This window comes from Halomonas sp. AOP22-C1-8, assembly GCF_052378905.1.
GTDB classification, from domain to species: domain Bacteria; phylum Pseudomonadota; class Gammaproteobacteria; order Pseudomonadales; family Halomonadaceae; genus Vreelandella; species Vreelandella citrativorans.
On record NZ_JBQSYD010000044.1, the window covers coordinates 1 to 15,473 of the forward strand.

At 52.9% G+C, this 15,473-nt stretch carries 16 protein-coding genes and 1 tRNA gene; 7 read left to right on the top strand and 10 right to left on the bottom strand.

Translation table 11 applies throughout. From position 1 onward, the window contains the following. The 3 genes from ACT3TY_RS17100 to ACT3TY_RS17110 all read right to left on the bottom strand — a co-directional run. Nucleotides 1–511, bottom strand: a 511-nt coding sequence (locus ACT3TY_RS17100) for a DNA-binding protein (protein ID WP_444629008.1), incomplete at its 3' end; no start/stop codon positions are given. Beyond that, on the bottom strand, nt 508–945 hold the full coding sequence (locus ACT3TY_RS17105; protein ID WP_444629009.1) for a hypothetical protein: 438 nt from the start codon (nt 943–945) through the stop codon (nt 508–510). The genes ACT3TY_RS17100 and ACT3TY_RS17105, both read right to left, overlap by 4 nt. Before the next feature lie 2 nt (nt 946–947). Then, nucleotides 948–1,304 (bottom strand): helix-turn-helix domain-containing protein, encoded by a 357-nt coding sequence (locus ACT3TY_RS17110; RefSeq protein WP_444629010.1) that lies wholly within the window; start codon nt 1,302–1,304, stop codon nt 948–950. A 152-nt stretch (nt 1,305–1,456) separates the two neighbouring features. Here ACT3TY_RS17110 and ACT3TY_RS17115 point away from each other — a divergent pair, with 152 nt between their 5' ends. From ACT3TY_RS17115 to ACT3TY_RS17125, 3 genes are all read left to right on the top strand, one after another. Next, nucleotides 1,457–2,161: an XRE family transcriptional regulator gene (locus ACT3TY_RS17115; protein WP_444629011.1), complete on the top strand. Its 705-nt coding sequence runs from the start codon at nt 1,457–1,459 to the stop codon at nt 2,159–2,161. A gap of 30 nt (nt 2,162–2,191) precedes the next feature. Then, the gene (locus ACT3TY_RS17120; RefSeq protein WP_444629012.1) at nt 2,192–2,473 is read left to right on the top strand and encodes a hypothetical protein; all 282 of its coding nucleotides are present in this window, start codon (nt 2,192–2,194) and stop codon (nt 2,471–2,473) included. A 346-nt stretch (nt 2,474–2,819) separates the two neighbouring features. Then, nucleotides 2,820–2,896, top strand: a tRNA-Arg gene (locus ACT3TY_RS17125). A gap of 58 nt (nt 2,897–2,954) precedes the next feature. Here the strand turns inward: ACT3TY_RS17125 and ACT3TY_RS17130 are convergent. Continuing rightward, nucleotides 2,955–3,104, bottom strand: a complete 150-nt coding sequence (locus ACT3TY_RS17130; RefSeq protein WP_193053397.1) for a hypothetical protein — start codon at nt 3,102–3,104, stop codon at nt 2,955–2,957. A 374-nt stretch (nt 3,105–3,478) separates the two neighbouring features. Between ACT3TY_RS17130 and ACT3TY_RS17135 the strand changes: the two genes are divergently transcribed. Further along, nucleotides 3,479–4,492, top strand: coding sequence for an Abi family protein (locus ACT3TY_RS17135; RefSeq protein WP_444629013.1), 1,014 nt, complete (start codon nt 3,479–3,481; stop codon nt 4,490–4,492). Between the two features lie 122 nt (nt 4,493–4,614). Continuing rightward, nucleotides 4,615–5,736, top strand: coding sequence for an endonuclease NucS domain-containing protein (locus tag ACT3TY_RS17140; RefSeq protein ID WP_087110770.1), 1,122 nt, complete (start codon nt 4,615–4,617; stop codon nt 5,734–5,736). A 114-nt stretch (nt 5,737–5,850) separates the two neighbouring features. On the opposite strand, the gene ACT3TY_RS17145 is transcribed toward ACT3TY_RS17140, so the two are convergent. Continuing rightward, nucleotides 5,851–6,591 (bottom strand): SDR family oxidoreductase, encoded by a 741-nt coding sequence (locus ACT3TY_RS17145; RefSeq protein ID WP_087110772.1) that lies wholly within the window; start codon nt 6,589–6,591, stop codon nt 5,851–5,853. 224 nt (nt 6,592–6,815) lie between these two features. Between ACT3TY_RS17145 and ACT3TY_RS17150 the strand changes: the two genes are divergently transcribed. Both ACT3TY_RS17150 and ACT3TY_RS17155 read left to right on the top strand, forming a co-directional pair. Further along, the gene (locus ACT3TY_RS17150) at nt 6,816–7,760 is read left to right on the top strand and encodes an AraC family transcriptional regulator (RefSeq protein ID WP_087110774.1); all 945 of its coding nucleotides are present in this window, start codon (nt 6,816–6,818) and stop codon (nt 7,758–7,760) included. 68 nt (nt 7,761–7,828) lie between these two features. Then, nucleotides 7,829–8,725 (top strand): LysR family transcriptional regulator, encoded by an 897-nt coding sequence (locus ACT3TY_RS17155; RefSeq protein WP_087110776.1) that lies wholly within the window; start codon nt 7,829–7,831, stop codon nt 8,723–8,725. Here ACT3TY_RS17155 and ACT3TY_RS17160 read toward each other — a convergent pair whose 3' ends face one another. The 5 genes from ACT3TY_RS17160 to ACT3TY_RS17180 form a co-directional block, all read right to left on the bottom strand. Further along, nucleotides 8,726–10,231, bottom strand: a complete 1,506-nt coding sequence (locus ACT3TY_RS17160; RefSeq protein WP_087110778.1) for an AbgT family transporter — start codon at nt 10,229–10,231, stop codon at nt 8,726–8,728. It lies immediately after the preceding gene. Nucleotides 10,232–10,277: 46 nt separating this feature from the next. Beyond that, nucleotides 10,278–11,432, bottom strand: a complete 1,155-nt coding sequence (locus ACT3TY_RS17165; RefSeq protein WP_087110780.1) for a M20 metallopeptidase family protein — start codon at nt 11,430–11,432, stop codon at nt 10,278–10,280. Nucleotides 11,433–11,682: 250 nt separating this feature from the next. Next, entirely contained in the window at nt 11,683–12,207 is a 525-nt protein-coding gene (locus ACT3TY_RS17170) for a TonB-dependent receptor domain-containing protein (RefSeq protein WP_319941240.1), read from the bottom strand. A gap of 240 nt (nt 12,208–12,447) precedes the next feature. Then, on the bottom strand, nt 12,448–12,924 hold the full coding sequence (locus ACT3TY_RS17175; protein ID WP_444629014.1) for an NYN domain-containing protein: 477 nt from the start codon (nt 12,922–12,924) through the stop codon (nt 12,448–12,450). Between the two features lie 369 nt (nt 12,925–13,293). Next, entirely contained in the window at nt 13,294–15,243 is a 1,950-nt protein-coding gene (locus ACT3TY_RS17180; RefSeq protein ID WP_444629015.1) for a methyl-accepting chemotaxis protein, read from the bottom strand. Nucleotides 15,244–15,473: the final 230 nt, after the last annotated feature.

Sequence of the window (15,473 nt, forward strand, 5' to 3'; positions counted from 1 at the left end):
GGCCGCGTTCGCCGTGCTTGCGAAAGTCTGCGATCCAGCGCTTTAGGGTGCGCTCGCTTAGGTTGCGGGTTTCTGTTTTACGGTCGTTGGCCATCACGACGCGCTGCTTTAGATAAGGCGTTAGATCGTCTTCTTTCGCGTGAGCCACTAACGTTTCGATAGCGCGCTGTTGGCTGACCATCTTGCTCATGCGTTCGATCTCGCGAACGAACGCCACGCGAGCGGTCATCACTTGGCGCTGGGCATCGGTTAGCTGCTGCTGGCCTGGGCGCTGTTCTTCCTGCTGGGGCACTACGGTGCTGGCTGGCGTAGGCGCGGCGTTATCTGTCTGTGCCAAAAGCAGTGCGTTTTGGGTTTCGGTGGGTAGAACGGCAAAGGCGTATTCAACCGCTTTACTGCCCAGGCGCTGCTGGCCCTCCCAGCCATGGCGCTTGGCGTGTTCACGCACATTACGTTCTGTGCCGGGGAGACCTGGTAGCCCGGCCAGCTCTTTGGCGGTGTACCAGTTCATTCCTCTTCTCCCATCAGCTTTTTCAGCTTGCGCAGATCCGCATTTACCTTTTCCTGAACGCGGGAAAGCTTCCCGTATTCGGCAGCAAGCGCCTCTCGGCCATAGGCCACACGCCCGCCACGTAGGTGCACGATCCAGTCGGTGAAGGCGTGGCTTTGGCACACTTCCTCAAGAAGCGGAATGCGGTAGAAAGGGATGTTGTGGTCGCTGCGTGCTGGAGAACTCCAGGCATCAAGCATGTGCTTGGAAACGTCATCGCCAGAAAAGCGGCTCATCTGCGCGGCCACTTCATACCGATCGACGGGGCAATCTTTCAACACGATGCCCACCAGCTCGCTGACCTGAGCAGCATAGTTGCCACTACCAGGTGTTGGAGTGACCGGCTCGGGAACAGCAAAGATGTCTAAAGTAAGTTCGTCTTTGACACGTCGCATGGCTAAGCCTCCCGCACCATTTGACGATGCGCTGAAGCGTTAGAAACGCTACTATTGTTTACACAATACTTTTTTTGCGTTTTTGCAGTTGTGAGTTTTTCTGCACGGTTAGGGCGCTCACGACACGGTGTACCGTCATGGTTCCAACGCTCTGGCCAAATAGCTTGTGGGGTAAAACCAAGCTTTTTGGCAATAGCGCGTTCCATCCGTGGGTAAGGCGTGTACTTCGCTAGCTGTACTGCGTTGTCTGTGACGCCCAGTTCGTCGCTAAGCTTGCGCAAGCTAGAACCCTGACTGCGGAGCTGGTATTTCAGCCACTCCCAACGTTGGGAAGGATTGATAGGAATTTCGTGGTTCATGGCGTCACCTCGGTGGCGTTTTTTGGGGTGTCTAACCTGTGCTACCCCATAAACATAGCGCGAATAAAAACGCACATCAAGAGGAAATAATCGCATCCGATTAGTTTTTCCTCGCCTATGTGCGAATATTTATTCTCAAACAAGGAAATTCAATGAGTTACGTAGGATCGGATGCTAAAGATGAAACCAATCAAGAGCATCCGATTCCCTCTCAAGGAATCGGATGCTTTAAAGATCGCCTTAAAACGGCAATGGCATCACATAGTCTGCGTGGATTTTCAAAGATATGTGGTCTTTCAGAGGCGACACTGCGAAGTTATCTGTCAGGGGCTACCTACCCGACCTTAGATCGGTTAATGCTGATTGCAGAGGCTTCAAAGGTTGATCCACAGTGGCTTGCATTTGGCCAAGAGAAGACCGATTCGATAGATGTAAAAGGTATGGATGATTACGCCTTCGTTCCGCTGTATGACGCTCAGTGCAGCGCGGGCGATGGTGCCTGGAATGAAGGGTGCCGTGTGCTAACGCACATCAGCTTCACGCGCTACTCACTGCGTAAGCAGGGGCTGACGCCAGACCACCTTTCAGCGATTCGTATTGATGGCGACAGCATGGAGCCAGTACTGCACAACGGCGACACGGTACTGATCGACCACACCAGGACGACGATTGAGGGTGAAGGTATCTATATCTTGCGGCTGGATGGACATCTCTACGCCAAGCGCTTGCAGCGTAACTTTGACGGCGTGAGTGTAATCAGTGCTAATAGTGCTTATGACAAGGTGACGGTGCCGCGTGACCGCATGCACGAGCTTGAGATCGTCGGGCGGGCCGTGTGGTCAGCTGGGTGGTTGTAAATAAATTAAAACAATGAGTTAGGAGATTGAATGGCTTCTTTTACGGTGCGAATGGTACTGAAAGGCGGGGAGTGGGACGATTACGAAAAGCTATACGATAATATGAGGAGAAAAGGATTCACTAAGACCATCTTTAATGGCAATGGTGAAGAATTCCAATTACCTGATGGTGAGTATAACTATATAGGCGAGTCGACTCGCGTGGAAGTCCTTGATAAAGCGAAGCAAGCTGCAACTGAGCTAAGCCTACCCTACTCAGTGTTAGTAACTGAATCTATGGGCCGTAAGTGGTACAGGCTTGACAAGGTCTAGCTGGGTGCCAAATAGGACGCAAAAAAGGCCGCTCCACTCAGGAACGGCCTTTTCTTCGATTTGCGCGTCTTTGGCACTGTTGGTGTCTAATCTGCTCGCGCTATATACTGGCGCTGTGATCTTAACCTTCTGAATCTACGGCTATAAATTAATCCGTTCATCCCTGTTTATCCCGCTTTGCTGTTTATAGTCCCACATTAGACCGTTGTGCCATATCTCCTGCTAACCCACAGGAAAGTGCCTGCAAAGCATGCATCACACGAAGCAAAACGGTCAATTAAGCGAACAGTAAAGCCGCCGCGCGGCTAGACACAGCACGCCCGCACAGGTACGATACGCACCCAATGCGCCCGTAGCTCAGTTGGATAGAGTATCGGCCTCCGAAGCCGAGGGTCGCAGGTTCAAATCCTGCCGGGCGCGCCAGAATTGCTGAAAAAAAGCCCACGACTCTGTCGTGGGCTTTTTTGTTAGCTAGCGTTTATTAATTCTTGCAGCCATTTTTGGCGCAGGTAATACGCTCTGACGTAGCTACCCAGTGAGACGCGTGTTCACGGGTATCGAATCCGCATCCCGTTTTACCGCCCTTGGTGCCTTTGTGTACTTCGTTTGTCGGAGTGTGTTTGACTGCCATTTGACCTCCTACTCGTCACTATTAATTATTATGTTCTTTGCGTAGAAGCTATTGCTGTTATGCAATCGGCCTCTAAAAAAGAAGCATAGTCGCAATTAAGATGAGTGCCGAAGATTTCTTCGCTTTTGATGCTTCCATGAAAACGATGTCGTAAGCTTGGGACAATCAATGTCCACCCCGTCAGACAAGCAGGATCTGTAATGGATAAGAAGGGCCTCAACAAAAGTAGTTTTGTGCAAAATACATCGCACTGGTCGATACCGTCACGCTGAATATGTCTTTTGTATTCGCCTGTAACGGTGATGGTTTTCTTTTCAAGAGTGAACAGACGGTGGTCAGTTGGCCGAGTCGATGGTGGAAAAGGCGATAGAACAATGACCGATTACACTAAGCCTTGGCTTAGCCATCTTGAGCAATTGCAACAGCTTAAAGATCGTGGTCTGACCATCACGGACGACCAGCGTGCATTGGCTCATCTTCAACGCATTGGTTACTACCGGTTAAGCGGATACTGGTTCGCTTTTCGTCAGCGCTCAGGTGCCTGCACGCCTTTAAATAAATATGGTAAGCCACTGCTTAAAAAGGGCAAAACGGACTATCTGGCATTAGACGCGTTTAAGTACGGCACGACTTTCCAGCAGGCTGTCGATCTTTATGTGTTTGATAAACGGCTGCGCCTTCTCGCGTTGGATGGTCTTGAGCGTATTGAGGTGGCGTTGAGAGTAGATATTGCCCATACGCTGGGGCGGTTAGACCCGTATGCCTATTTGGGCCCTGCACTGCTGCACGATGAGTTTGCCTATAAAATTGATCAGAAAACAGGCGTAACGCCCCTGCATAAATGGCAGGAAAGCCATGCACGGTTAATCAATCGCTCTCGAGAAACCTTTATTGAGCACCATAAAAAGAAGTACGGGTTGCCGCTGCCGATCTGGATTGCCAGTGAGGTCTGGGACTTTGGCACGCTCTCGCACTTGTTCGGTGGAATGCGAGAAGACGAGCAGGATGCCATTGCTGCCCGCTATGGCATTAGCAACGGACGTGTGTTCGCTTCTTGGCTGCGCAGCTTGAATTATTTACGCAATGTATGTGCCCATCATAGTCGGTTGTGGAATCGCAATATGACGGACCAGCCGCGTAAGCCCGCCCATAGTGAGGCCTCTCTATTTTCCCTGGGCTGGCAAAACTCCCATGTTCAGGCGCGTCCTTTCCTACTGTTCTGTATTGTTCAGTACCTATTGATGACGGTTAACCCGACGAGCACTTGGTGGGCCCGCTTATCAGAGTTGTTAAGCAGTTTCCCAGATTTGCGCGAAGCAGGGCTAAATCTAAAAGGCATGGGAATTATAGAAGGCTGGGAGCAGTGGGAATGGGAAGCAAGGCAATAAAAAACCCCTAAGCAATGCTACTGCGTGGCAGTTTCACCGATAGGGGCCGTGTTGGCGTAAATACTAGGCGCCCACGTTTCGAAAGGCAACACTTTTTAACACCTGTAGGGTGGCAAATTACTATGGCCATTGAGCAAGGAATCTGGAAGCTCGCGAACACTCCTGGCGCGCTTCCACAAAAGCTGCTACCAACGGGGCTGGCGGATGAAAGCCTGCTGGAAGAGCAGATTATGCAGGATGTCTCAATTCTGAATCGGGACTGGCTGCTGATCGGCCGTCAGGTGCGTACCGGCTTTGGTAAGCTGATCGATCTACTGGCCGTAGACGCCAACGGCACGGTAATTGTGATAGAGCTAAAGCGCGATAAAACCCCGCGTGATGTCGTCGCTCAGGCTATCGACTACGCCTCTTGGGTGGTGACACTTGCCGATTACCAGTTGATTGATATTTACCAGCAGTTTGCCGAGTGCTATGGGCGTACGCTTGTCACTTTGGGCGAAGCCTTTGAGGCCAAGTTTGGTATGGCGCTGGATAGTGTGACACTCAACGAGAGCCATCAACTGGTCGTGGTCGCTACGCAGTTGGATGCCAGCAGCGAGCGCATTATCAACTACCTGAACGAACACGCCCAGCTGTCCATCAATGCCATGTTCTTCTCCGCGTTTGAAGATAACGGCAATCGCTATCTCAGCCGCGCCTGGATGATTGACCCTGATGAGCCGCCTAAGCCGGTAGCACGTAAAGCCAATAAAGAACCGTGGAACGGCGAGTTCTACGCCTCATTTGGTGACGACCGGCCGTGGGAGCTTGCTCGGCGCTTGGGTTTTATCGCCGGTGGCGGTGCTACGTGGTATTCCAAAACGCTGGCAATGCTTTCAGAAGGCGACCGGGTGTGGGTCAATATCCCTAAAACAGGTTACGTGGGCGTTGGAGAGGTTATCGGCGAGCGCAGCCAGGCCACGGAATACCCGTTTGAAACGGAAAACGGCCCCAAAACGTTACTCGATATAGTGCGTCCAGATGATTACCCGCACTTGTATCAAGAGCTTAATGACGAGGAAGACAACGCTGAGTACCTGGTGCCGGTGCGCTGGCTCTATACCGTCGAGCGTGCGCAGGCGTTCAGCGAAGTGGGGCTGTTTGGTAATCAAAATACGGTGTGCAAGCCTACCGCGCCTAAGTGGTCGCATACGGTTAATCGGCTTAAGCAGATGTGGCCGTTAGATGTTCGTTCTCCAGCTTGATGCTAATTCTCTAGATACAGTAATTACACCCTCGGAAAGTGCCTTAACGCTCACCAAGGACGTGCCTGATTACCACCTCAGCCCGATACCCAGGCACGTTTCACCACTAAAAAACTACTGACTAGCAGTAGGCCGCACCACAATATCGCTGGTGTCGACGTCGTCAGGCTGGTTGATAGCATGGGCGATGGCGGCAGCAATGGCCTCGGGTTTAAGGGCAATCTGGCGGTAAGCTTCCATGGCCTCGGCGGCTTCCTTGTCGGTGATGGTGTTGGCCAACTCCGACTCCACAACGCCGGGATAAACGCAGGTGACGCGCAGGCAGTTGGTTTCCTGGCGCAGGCCGTCAGAAATGGCGCGCACGGCGTATTTGGTCGCGCAGTACACGGCGGCGGTGGGCACGACACTCAGCCCGCCGATGGAGGAGATGTTGATAACCTGCCCCGCCTGTTGCGCCTGCATGGTGGGAAGAACCGCCGCGATTCCGTTTAGTACGCCACGAATGTTCACATCGATCATGCGGTTCCACTCATCTACCTTGAGCGCTGCCAGCGGGGAAAGTGGCATAACGCCTGCATTATTGATGATGACATCGATGCGGCCATGGGTGGTGATCGCAAACTCGGCAAACGCCTGCATATCTTCACGGCTAGTGACATCCAGGGCCTGGTAATCAACTGTGCTGCCGTTGGCACACAATTCGCGCGCCAGTGCTTCCAGTCGGTCGGTACGTCGCGCACCAATAATTAGGCGATGGCCTTGCTTGGCCAGTTCGCGGGCCGTGGCTTCACCAATACCGCTGCTGGCGCCGGTCAATAAAACAACTTTAGAGGGGACGTTCGATAGGCTGGTCATGCGTTTTTCCTGTTGTGGGAAAGTACAGGGAAAGCGTAGGGGATGCCCACGAACGGCAATATAGACGATCCTCTTGCATGCTTGCCTAAAGCTATTAATTGGCGGGCTGGAGGCAGGAAACTGACCCAACAGCCTATACTATTACTCTTATGTTGGCTCAGACACTGGCAGTCTCAGTGGCGATCAACGAGGGCGAATAGTGAGAGCATTGAACGAGGTTGCTCATGGTAGCGAGTAGCGATGCGGTAGTGCAGCGCCGGATAATCGAACGGTTATATCAACTCGCCCCGCGCGAGGGATATACCCAGTCGCTGGTGGATGAGGTGCGCCTGATGCGCTCAAACCGGACGCTCAAAAACACCCCGGTGCTATATGAGCCGAGCATCGTCATCATCTGCCAGGGGCGTAAGCGGGGCTATCTGGGCAGCGAAGTGTATCTTTATGATGCGCATCACTATCTGGTGCTAGCGGTACCTCTGCCGTTTATTTCAGAGACAGAGGCGAGCCCTGACGTACCGATGCTGGGGATTGCGATCCGCCTTGATACAGCGGTCATTGCAGAGCTTGTCACCCAGCTGGATGAAACGGTCGATGTTCAGCCAACCCCACCCCGCGGCATGCTTTCCACACCGCTTGATCAATCGCTTGCCGGTGCAACGCTACGCTTGCTGGATGCGCTGGCAACGCCTGCGGATGCACGCATTCTAGCACCGTCCATCGTGAGAGAGATTTGCTACCGGGTACTGACCGGCGAGCAGGGCGGAAGCGTTCGCTCGGCGTTATCCCACTATGGGCAGTTCGGGAAGATAGCCAAGGCGCTACGCCGCATCCATGTACATTACGCCGCTCCGCTGGAAGTGGGCACGCTCGCCCATGAGGTGGGAATGAGCGCTCCGGCGTTTCATGCGCACTTCAAATCCGTCACTCAAACCTCGCCTATCCAGTACATCAAATCGACGCGCTTGCACCATGCGCGGCTGTTGATGATTCGTGATGGATTGACCGCCGCTGCTGCGGCGAGCCGGGTAGGCTATGAAAGCCCTTCCCAGTTCAGCAGGGAGTTCAAGCGGCTATTTGGTCAGCCACCTGCAGAGGAGGTGCGCGCTATGAAATTGAGTCTGGCGTTATCACCGCCTGCTCCTATCACCGATATCGCTTCGTTGCATTGAGAACGATACGATGCCAGATGCTAACTCATTAGCACATTTTATAATCTCTCAGCCTATACGAGTTACCAATGAACATACTCGATAAACGCGCCTTCTACCTGCTGGAAGTAAGCAGTTGCGGCGGTATTCGCGCGGCGGCTGAGCATTTGCATATTAACCCCTCCGTGGTGAGTCGGCAGGTTCGCAGCCTTGAGCGAGAGCTGGGAATGGCGCTATTAGAGCGGCAGGGGCGCCATATGATGTTAACCGAGGCGGGGCTGCTGGTGGTGGATAGCTTTCTTGCCCAGCGGCGGCTCAACTCGGAGCTGGGGGATACGCTTTCCCGGTTGCGCAATCTACAGGCGGGGAAGGTCGTGGTTTCGGTGGGCGATGGGTTTGTGGATAGCTTTATCAACTACGTGATGAAGCGCGTCTCCGAACATTACCCGGACGTGCTGATCGAGATCAAAACGGGCATCTACTACCCCCGTGAGCCCCACGAGATGGTGGCCAACGACGAGGTGGATATTGCGATTACCTATGGGCCAATCTCGGATCCGAGGCTGGTGGTACACTCCTTTGAGCGCGGCCCGCTATGTGCCCTGGTGGCACCTTTTCATCCGCTGGCCCGGCAGGAGAGTGTTACGGTAGCAGAGCTTTTGCAGCACAAGCTTATTTTTCTGCCCGATGTATCGGGGTCGCAGCAGTTTGTAAATGCGTTGTTTAGCGCCGCCGGGCAACCCGCCACGCCCGCCTACCGTTGCAACCTGCATTCTGTTTCACGGCGCATGGCGAGTGCCGGTATTGGGGTGTCGTTCATGACCGCGGCGGCTGCACGCAATGAGGTGGACGAAGGGCAGCTCAGAGCAATTCCCGTGGCGCACCCACTGGCAGCCAGCAGTCAGGGCAATCTGGTAAGAAGAGTCGGCAGAAGGCTTTCACCCGCTGCCGACTATTTATGGAAGCTGATGCTGACGATGCAGTAATCAGTTCGCCATCATGTAAACGCCGGGGCCGATCGGCCACCCCATGGCTAGCCAGAACATCAAAAAGGCGGACCAGGCGAGCAGGAAGGTAACCGCTAGCGGCAGCATGGTGGCTATCAGCGTGCCCAGCCCCATGTCCGGCTTGTAGCGCTGCATGTACACCAGGGCAACCGAGAAGTACGGGCTCATGGGGGAAATGATATTGGTGCTGGAATCACCGATGCGGAACATGGCCAGTACGAAAGCGGGGTCGAAATCGATCATCATCAGCATCGGCACGAATACTGGGGCCATCAGCGCCCACTGGGCCGAGCCGCTGGTCATGAACACGTTGAGTACCGCACTCATGGCAATGAATGCCCCCACCAGCGGCAGGCCGGTAAAGCCGGTGCTCTGCAGAATGTTCGAACCCTCGATGGCAATGTACTGACCAAGCTCCGACCAGCGGAAGTAGGCGATGAACTGTGCAATGGCGAAGAACAGCACCAGCGTGGGCGCCAAGTCGCTTGCTGATTCGGCCATGCGCTGGGGGACGTCGCGGCTGGTCGTTATCTTGCCGGTGGTAATGCCGTACACTAGGCCGATGGTCACGAAATAGCCAAACATGAGTGGCACCAGCGAGCGTAGGAAAGGTGACGGAATTAGCCCGCCCTCTTCGTTACGCAGCGGGGATGCTTCAGGAATAACGGCAATCAGGATCAGCGCCAGATAGATCAAGGTGGCGAAGCCGACCCGCTTAAGGCCTAACTTCTCTTCCGGTGTTAACTCCGGCTTGACGATATCCGTCTTAAAATCCTTGCTCATCGGCAGCGTGCGCGTGAGCCGCGGTTCAACCACCTTATCGATAATCAGCGTACCCGCAATGGCAAGCACGAATACTGAGCAGGCCACAAAATAGTAGTTATCAACTGGCGAAATATAGGCATCAGGATCGACCAACCGTGCTGCTTCGGTAGTGATGCCGGCAAACAGCGCGTCCCCGACAGTAATAAACAGGCTGGCATCAAAACCTGCACCGGCGGCGGCGTAGGCTGCGGCAGCGCCCGCAATAGGGTGACGGCCCACCGAGTGATACAGCATGGCGGCCAGCGGTATCAAAATCAGGTAGTTGGCATCAGAAGCAATACTGCCGCAGATGCCCGCCAAAAATACGCAGAAGGTTAGCAGTGAGGGCGGGGCTTTGGCGACGCTTACCTGCATCAGCGTCGACATCAGGCCGACCTTATCGGCCAAGCCAATACCGAACATCACCACCAAAATAAGCCCAAGCGGTGGGAAATTGACGAAGTTACTGACCACACTGGTCAGCATGAATTCTAAACCATCGCCTGATAGCAGGCTTTGGACATAGACGGTGTCGCCGGTTTGTGGGTTGATCGCCGAGACGCCAAACGTGGCGAGCATGGCTGAGATAACTACAACCACTACGGCGAGGATGGTAAATAGGATGAACGGATGAGGAAGTTTGTTACCTACGCGTTCAATAGAAGCGAGTACAGACTGCATAGTGTTAACCCTTGTTTTTAGAAATTTTTTGGTTGTAAAAAGGTTGTCAGCTGCGTAACAGTAGCCCTTTTGCTAAAGCAACAAACATGCCACCTGCTACCTGTAATATGTTGTCGTTAAAGTCGTAGTGTTCGTTGTGAAGATAAGCGCTGTCGCCGTTACCGACGAAGAAAAAGCAGCCAGGCACTTCCTGTAGGTAGAACGCAAAGTCTTCGGCACCCATGGTGGGCATGTAATCCAACTGCTGAATGTCGTTACTGACTACATATTTGGAGGCGAGTGCTAACACCCGTTCAGACCATTCGGGATCATTGGATAGTGGTGGAATCTGGTGAATGTGTTCAAGTTTGAAGCTGGCGCCATGGGCATCACACACGCCTTTAGTGACCTGCTCAAGCTTGCCAGCCAGCGCATCGCGGGATGAGGGGCGGTCACTTCTAATATTCACCACGAGCTCTGCGGCGCCGGGGATTACGTTGGCTGCATCGCCTGCATGAAAGGACGCTACGGTAATCACACCGGATTCCAAGGGTGATTTGTGACGGGCCACCAACCCTTGCAATTGTTGTACTAGCGAGGCGCCAACGTAGATCGGATCAATGGCCAAGTGAGGCATGGCCGCATGGCCAGAGACGCCCTCGATGATGACTTTGAACGTGTCGTTGCCACCCATAGCCGGACCGGGCTTTACGAACAGTTGGCCTTCAGGAAAGCCGGGGCGATTGTGGTAGCCAAATACGGCTTCCACTCTAGGGTTTTCAAGCACCCCAGCCTTGACCATCGCATCCGCACCGTTGCCGCCTTCTTCCGCTGGTTGAAAAAGCAACTTGAGATGCCCACACAGTTCATCACGCTTTTCCATGATGACTTCGGCGGCGAGTAGTAGCGTGGCGGTGTGTCCGTCATGTCCGCAGGCGTGCATAAGACCTTCATTCTGCGAACGATGGCCAAACGTATTGGCTTCGTGAATAGGAAGCGCGTCCATATCAGCACGAAACGCGATCACAGGACCTTCGCGGCCGGTATCCAGTTCCGCCAGGATCCCTGTTGTCGCAATACCCTCAGTTACCTTGTAGCCAAGCGCGCGTAATCGTTCGGCGGCTAGCTTGGCGGTTTGGGTTTCTTGGTATTTAAGCTCAGGCTGCTTGTGGAGAGTTTGTCGCAGAACGATTGCATCTTGTATTTGCTTATCGGTAAACATTGCCTGTCCTTGCCGTTATTGATGTGCCTATTGGCAACGTTATTAGGAAGACTAACCCTAAGTGACTTCACGGGTGGAAAGGAGAAGCAGGAACGTTATCTTTGTTGCTTTTTGAGCAACATTTAAATTAGATCCATGGTTTTAGTGCAAGATTTAGAAGTTATGTAGCTCAATAAAAAGCCGCGCAATCGCGCGGCTGCCTCATTTACTCTAAACCCCTTAAAACTCAGTCCTCAACGTAAGCGAGGCACTACGTGGGGCGCCGTAAGCCGTAGCGGTTGTAGTAGCGTTGGTCGAGCAGGTTGTCGACGTTAAGCGTTACGCTGGTTTCATCGTTGATATCGTATTTTGCCATGGCGTTAACGATGGCGTAGCCGGGCCAGTTGACGGCAGTGGAACCTGTGCTGACGCCGTTTGTAGGTTGGCCTGCCGGGCCTGATATCGCATGGGTGTTGCTTTGCGCGTACACACCGCCGCCGAAGGTCATGCGGTTCAAGAAACCGGACGGTTCATACGTAGTGGAAAGCTTGAACAGATGCGATGGGTCGCTGCGGCCATCCGAGTCCACACGGCGGAAGTGCAGGTAAGTGTAGCCACCGTAAACATTCCAGTTGGGCGTCAAAGAGCCGGCGATCTCCAGGTCGATGCCATCGGTTTCATAGCTGTCGCCCACGATGGGTTTAACCGTGGCGCCGCTGGTGGTTTCACGGGTTTGCGGCGTGAATGTGCTGGTGTAGCTTGCATATAGCGAGTGATTGTCCGTGAGGTCATACACCACGCCCGCGTAGGGGTTACCACGCCGTTTTCGTGCTGACTTGAGTGATCAATTGTGCGCAGTATCGTAATGGCGCATCGCGGCAGGCTGGCACTCAAAAACCGAGCCGGTGGCGGGCTACGTGTTGTAATGGCGCTACCCGCCTGTGCTGACACTGACACGCCAAGGGAAGGCACCCCTTGATGCGGTGCGGCTTAGGCGCAGATATGTGGCTTGAGATGAGCGGGGCAGGCGCAAGAATTAGCGAAGCAGCAGGTCTTCCGTAATGGGAATAAATGTGCTCGCCTCGTTCATTAATGACGCAGCGGTGAGCTGGGGAACGCCATACACCTCTACTTTTTTCCCATACTTGACGCGAATTTTATTCACCAGCAGGTCAAAATCGCCATCACCCGTTACCAGTACGATAACGTCGGCGTGCTCTGCGTACTCGATGGCATCCAGCGCAATACCCACATCCCAATCGCCCTTGGCAGAGCCGTCGGCGCGTTGAATAAACGGTTTTAGCTTCACCTCAAAACCAATGGCTCTGAGTATATTTTGAAACTCGCGCTGTTTCTTATCGCCTTTATCAATGGCATAGCAGAACGCACCCACCACGTCTCTGCCCGCGGTGGCTTGCGCCCAAAACCGGTTGTAATCAAAGTTTCTCCGATATGCATCCCGCGTGGTGTAGTAGACGTTTTGTGTATCAATAAAGATGGCGACGTTGGTCATAAGTATGGCTCGTTGCGAACTATCCCATCATGCGGGCATGTTGGTCCCATAGCATCCAGATCGTACCGGCCACGATGATAAGCACGATCAGTGTGGTGAAGAGGATACGCTTTAGAGCGTCCCGGTGCGATTTAGCCTAGCCAATATGTAGGAAAAAAGCGCAGATGAACAATGAAGTGCACCAGTGCGAGCGCACCGAATACCATGAGGGCAGGCATGCCTGTTAGCAGGCTCAGGGAGATATTTGCACATGACTCACTCTGAGCTGATCTTGCAGGCAAATGAGCGCTGGATAGGCCATTCATGATGGGCACGTCATTCATGAAACGCCCCGCCATGTTTCGTCGGCGGGTGTTTCATGAAAGGGTCTCAGTAGCTGTGATGCGCCAATGCGAATGTATTACTTTCCTCGGTGACCTTAAAGCGACCTACCATGCTGGCCATGTCGCCTGCTTGGTCATCCAGTGAGCGGCTCGCTGTGGCGACCTGCTCGACCAGCGCAGCATTCTGCTGAGTGACTTCTTCCAACTGGGTTAACGCCTGATTAATTTGCTCAATGCCTGATGACTGTTCGGTGGTTGCTGCGGATATTTCTGACACCAAAGCAGCCGTATGCTGAGCGCGTTCTGCAATGTTTTTTAGCGTATCGCTTGTTGAGGTAACAAGCTCTTCCCCGTCTTCTATACTTTTAACGTTATTATCGATCAGCTTTCGAATCTGCTTGGCTTCTTCTGCACTTCGGCTTGCCAGGTTACGTACCTCTGAGGCTACCACTGCAAATCCACGCCCTTGCTCCCCGGCTCTTGCGGCTTCTACGGAGGCATTCAAGGCAAGGATATTGGTCTGGAAAGCGATGTTATCGATGGCTTCTACTATCGCGGTGACTTGCTGATTGGCTTCATGGATCTGCTCCATCGCCATACGCGCCCGTTCGGCTATATCGTTAGCGGAATTTGCCTGGCTTGCCATGTCCTGTGTAGAACGACGTGCTTCCTGAGCCGTATCTGCACTTTGCTTCACGGTGGCCGTAATCTGCTCCATGCTGGATGCCGTTTCCACAAGCGACGCAGATTGCTCTTCGGTGCGCTGGGCAAGGTCTGCATTCCCCTTGGCAATCTCCTTGCTGGCAACTTCGACAGACTGAGCACCCTGCTTGATGCTGGCCACCAGCTCTTCCGTTTTAGCCGTTGATTCGTTGAACGTCTGATAAAGCTGTGACAACTCATCGCTTCCTGGAATCGCCAAGCGCTGAGTCAGGTCCCCTCCACGTGCCTGGATGTTTTCAAGCGCTATTTTTAGCGGGCGTACAATACTGCGGACAATGAGCACAGAAAGCAGAACCGCTAACAGAGCCGCCGCTAAGGAGCACGCCAGATAATACGCCAGCTCGCTGACCGCGTTGTCACGCAAGCTCTGGGCTGTTTCAAGCAGAAGATCGGCCGCTTCTCGTCCTACTTCCGCCTGGCTGTCAATCAGCATGGTTTGTTGGTCAAACCACTGCTGGTGATTGATATTGAAATCTCCAGCCGTGCCTTGCTCCACCGCGGTACGTCGCATGTCAGCAAGCGTTTTAGCAAGATCACTTTCCAGTATAGCTGCCAGCTCGCTCTGCAGGCTGGCATTGGAAAGCTGATTAAACGTTTTAAGGTATGCTTCTGATCGGCCTGTGATCGACAGCAAATTGGCGAACGCGGTAGAAGACATGGCGTCTGCACTAAAAGCGGTTGTTAACATGGCCCGCTCAATACCCGCTAGTTCTTTTATATTTAACAAATTGTAATAAGCGTTGAGCTGTCGAACAATTTCCCCGCGCTCAACGCTAAAGGTAAGTTGGCTGACAATGTTGATTAAAAAATCATTAATGTCCGTATAATAACGGTTGGATTGCTCGCCTGGTATTTCCAGCCTGTCGGCGCGCAAACGGAGTGTGTTTATCTCATGCAAAATTTGTTTAGCTTGAACTACCTGCTCTTGAACGCTTGTGTCATCTTCAGAAAAGATAAGGTTTTCGGTATAAAGATTGAACTTCTCAATCTGTCCGTCGGTCACCTTGCGCTGGCTAGGCAGCTCAGTGCGAAAGTTTTGCCCGCGGCTGCCTAAAAAGGCGGCTGTCATACCACGCTCGCGCTGAAGTTCATGAACCAGGTCACCGGCATACTGGCTCAGTACCGTCATCTCCTGAAGATGATTCATTTCAGACACAATCGCTTTACGTTCTAAAATACCTGACACTGCTAGCCAGGTCATGGCTAGCAATGGCAAGGCGAGAACCAGAATAAACTTACGGCCTATAGTAATACGGTGTAATACCTTCAGCATTATGTTTTCTCACATGAAAAGGATAATTTATGACAACGACGTTGAAAAGCTGACCATAACCTGCGCGTGTGACTGTGCATTAGTGGCTTGCTTACTTTTATCGGCAATGAGAGTTATAGCTAAAGCCATGAGGGGAGAAGATGATTTTAGGCTTGATCTAAGTCAAATTTAGTTAAAAATCAGACTTGTCTATCTTGACGGTAAGTTTTTATGACTTTTTTGAAGCTCTA